This window comes from Phytohabitans aurantiacus, assembly GCF_027923225.1.
Classification (GTDB): Bacteria; Actinomycetota; Actinomycetes; order Mycobacteriales; family Micromonosporaceae; genus Phytohabitans; species Phytohabitans aurantiacus.
On record NZ_BSDI01000122.1, the window covers coordinates 1 to 2,775 of the forward strand.

A 2,775-nucleotide genomic window follows, 5' to 3' on the forward strand; every position below is an offset into this window, starting at 1 on the left:
ACTAGCCCGGGTGGGACTGTTCGCCTGGTTCATCAACCGCCAGCGGCAGGTCAATACGTTCGTCACCAACATACGTGGTCCCGAAGTCGGCCTGAACTTTCCTGGGCACTGCCGTCACCGCCATCTACCCAGTGACCGTGGTTCCGGGCAACGTCACCATCGCGTTCGCCGCACTCTCCTACGCCGGCACCCTCAACATGACGATCATCGCCCATCCCGACCGCTGCCCAGACCTTCCAGCACTCGCGCGCTACGTACAGCGCGAGTTCGACACGCTCACGTCAACCAGCTGTGGCGGCTAGCAGCCGTCCCCACTGCTGGGCGCGTACCGCCTCACCCTCCTGCAGCGTGTTCTGCCTGGTCACCAGGAAGCTTTCCGGTTCTGCCACTAGTGCCAGGTGATGCTTGCGCAACTGCCCTGCGATGCCCTTGCCAGCCCGGCCCGTCAGCCACGCCGGCATGTCGACGCGGGTGTCGAATGCCGCCGCTTTCGCGTGCATCGTCGCCGGCAGTGCGTCGAGCCAGTCCCGCAGGCCCGGCCCTTCGGCATCGGCGTCAAGAGTCAGGGTGCTTCCGTGCTTGTAGGCATCGGTCACCGCCCCGTCACGAGTGGTGGCGCGGCTCATTCCGTGCGCGTGCGTCGGGCCACCCACCACCAGCAAATCGGTCTGCTCCAGCAACTGCTCGGTCGCTCGCGCCACCGGTACCACATCGACCTGGTATCCGGCCGCCAAGCCTTCGCCGATGGCCTCGGCCACGGCGTGCGTGTTGCCGTACATCGACTCGTAGACCACAAGAGCGCGCATCGACTCCGTCATGGGAACCACCTCCACGCCACTAGCCTGCGCCGCATCCGCGCACAGCCCGTAGGGCCGGAAGTCCTGTGCGCCCGGAGACTCCGCTCACGCACCCGCCAATGGGCGGTCATGCCGCCGGATTCAGCAGGTTGTCGGCTAGCTTGTCAGGACGTTCCAGTGCTATGAAGTGGCCGGCGGCACCGCGATCAGCACACCTACGCTCGTACGGCGTGAAGCGCGATCGCACATGACCCAGCCGCATCCGAGCTAACCACCCGCCAGCCCAAACCATGCTGCACCGCCTGACCTCACGTCGAAGGCCGTAGCCCTCCGTGCTACCCAGCCGACATGAGTTTTAGATGTCTGAGCCACAATGAGAAGCACCGTCAGATGCCGCCTGACCAGGCAAGTCGCCAAACTGACTGTGCTCGCCGACTCGGGTAGCCGGCTTGTTGCACCGGGTCGGAGACGCTGTCGGTTGCCGGATGCCCTGGGCGCTGCCCTGCGCCATCTGGTCTGCACTATGAGTTGACGGGTACGTCGGGCAGGTCATACCAGAGGTCGCGGATGCTGCCATACGGCTTGTCGGGCAGGTTCTCGAGGGTGGTGATGATCTCCGGTCGGGCGTGGCTGCCCACGGCGTAGGCGAGCAGGCTGTCACGGGTGGAGGGGCCATGGGCGAAGGCCGCTTCGATGTGGTTGGCGAGTTCGATTCGGGTCACGGTCGGCAACAGGTCTCCCCTATCAGGCGGGCTTGTTGGTCGGGCGGGCAGTCGAGGGTGGGACGGCGTGGCCCGCCAAACGAGAGAATGAATCGGCGGGCCACGCCGGGTCGATGGTGTGTTCGCAAAGGGTTCGCGCGTCGAACGCACGCGGGGTTGAGCCGGAGGGGACTACGGTGACGCGGGATCCTCGCCGTTGTGGTGTTGCCGATTGGGGCTGGCCGATAGCAGGTAAAGCCGGTCGCCAACGTCGTGGATCAGGCCCACGAGCTCGTCACCGTCGCCCAGGCGATACAGGCGCATCGCACTGTGTAGTGCGTCGACAAGCATCGCGCCATGGACGCCCCACAGGGGTGAGTACCGCACGATCCGGACGGCCACCGCGCCGAGCTGTGACCTGACCACCGCGCTGTCGATCCCGTTGCCGCGCAAGGCGGGCAGCAGGCCGGTGTTCACCGCTCGGTACGCGTCCCACGCCGCGCATTGGGCTGGCGGCTTCATGATCGCTGTCCTTCGTGACACACCTGCCGTATGGGAAAGTCGCCCCCGGTCATGCCGCGGCTCGGTCCGGGTGATGGCCGAGGGTGGCCGAGTCGTCTCTACCGTGCAGCGCGTCGAGTAGCTCGCTCTGGTTGGCCAGTGACCCGGTCAGGAACCGGCGTGCGGCGCGCATCAGGTCTGCCGCGTCCGGTCCCGGCAGGGCGTACCGGGCGGTGTTGCCCTCGCGGGTGGCGGTAACGATGCCGGCGCGGCGCATGGGTTTGTCGCCGAGCAGTTCGAGGACCCGGATACGGACCGGGTGGCCAAGCATGCGGAAGAACTCCGCCTTGGCCTGGTGTAGCGGGACCATCGCATCCTCCCCAGCCAGGGTGGCTCACCGTCGACTTGCAGGATTGCCAGACACCTCCAGCCCCGCATAGCTTACTAGTTGCTAAAGTTAGCATCTATCTAGGGTCTTGGTAGATGACGTCGGGAGGGCCGGGCGATGCAGGTGATAGCGAGAGCCTCTGGCGGATACAGTGCCCCTACCCACCACCCGAAGCTCCTCGCATGGGTTCGTGAGGTCGCCGATCTGACCACACCCGACCGGGTCGTCTGGTGTGACGGCTCCGAGGCCGAGTGGCGGCGGCTCACCGATGAACTGGTCGAGGCCGGCACGCTTGTCCGGCTCGACGCGGCACGCAAGCCCAACTCGTTCTGGGCGCGCACCGACCCGTCCGATGTCGCACGGGTCGAGGAGCGCACGTTCATCTGCT

5 protein-coding genes and 1 pseudogene are annotated in these 2,775 nt (G+C 66.2%); 2 read left to right on the forward strand and 4 right to left on the reverse strand.

Going from position 1 to position 2,775, the window contains the following annotated elements; translation table 11 throughout:
• Positions 1-101 precede the first annotated feature (101 nt).
• Entirely contained in the window at positions 102-302 is a 201-nt protein-coding gene (locus QMG73_RS46030) for a WS/DGAT domain-containing protein (RefSeq protein ID WP_281906498.1), read from the forward strand.
• Here the strand turns inward: QMG73_RS46030 and QMG73_RS46035 are convergent.
• The 4 genes from QMG73_RS46035 to QMG73_RS46050 form a co-directional block, all read right to left on the reverse strand.
• Positions 282-818 (reverse strand): flavodoxin family protein, encoded by a 537-nt coding sequence (locus QMG73_RS46035; RefSeq protein ID WP_281906492.1) that lies wholly within the window; start codon positions 816-818, stop codon positions 282-284. The two genes, QMG73_RS46030 and QMG73_RS46035, sit on opposite strands and share 21 nt — an antisense overlap.
• Before the next feature lie 500 nt (positions 819-1,318).
• The gene (locus tag QMG73_RS46040) at positions 1,319-1,519 is read right to left on the reverse strand and encodes a DUF2795 domain-containing protein (protein ID WP_281906494.1); all 201 of its coding nucleotides are present in this window, start codon (positions 1,517-1,519) and stop codon (positions 1,319-1,321) included.
• Positions 1,520-1,690: 171 nt separating this feature from the next.
• On the reverse strand, positions 1,691-2,020 hold the full coding sequence (locus QMG73_RS46045) for a hypothetical protein (protein ID WP_281906496.1): 330 nt from the start codon (positions 2,018-2,020) through the stop codon (positions 1,691-1,693).
• A 49-nt stretch (positions 2,021-2,069) separates the two neighbouring features.
• A complete protein-coding gene (locus tag QMG73_RS46050) occupies positions 2,070-2,369 on the reverse strand; it encodes an ArsR/SmtB family transcription factor (protein WP_281906497.1) in 300 nt (99 codons plus the stop codon).
• A 135-nt stretch (positions 2,370-2,504) separates the two neighbouring features.
• On the opposite strand from QMG73_RS46050, the pseudogene QMG73_RS46055 reads away from it, so the two are divergent.
• Positions 2,505-2,775: pseudogene (locus QMG73_RS46055) on the forward strand (phosphoenolpyruvate carboxykinase (GTP)); the annotation flags it as partial.

Excerpts from the sequence above, each read along its gene's own strand:
- QMG73_RS46035 (WP_281906492.1), bottom strand. The coding sequence starts at position 818 with ATGACGGAGTCGATGCGCGCTCTTGTGGTCTACGAGTCGATGTACGGC.
- QMG73_RS46045 (WP_281906496.1), bottom strand. The coding sequence starts at position 2,020 with ATGAAGCCGCCAGCCCAATGCGCGGCGTGGGACGCGTACCGAGCGGTG.
- QMG73_RS46050 (WP_281906497.1), bottom strand. The coding sequence starts at position 2,369 with ATGGTCCCGCTACACCAGGCCAAGGCGGAGTTCTTCCGCATGCTTGGC.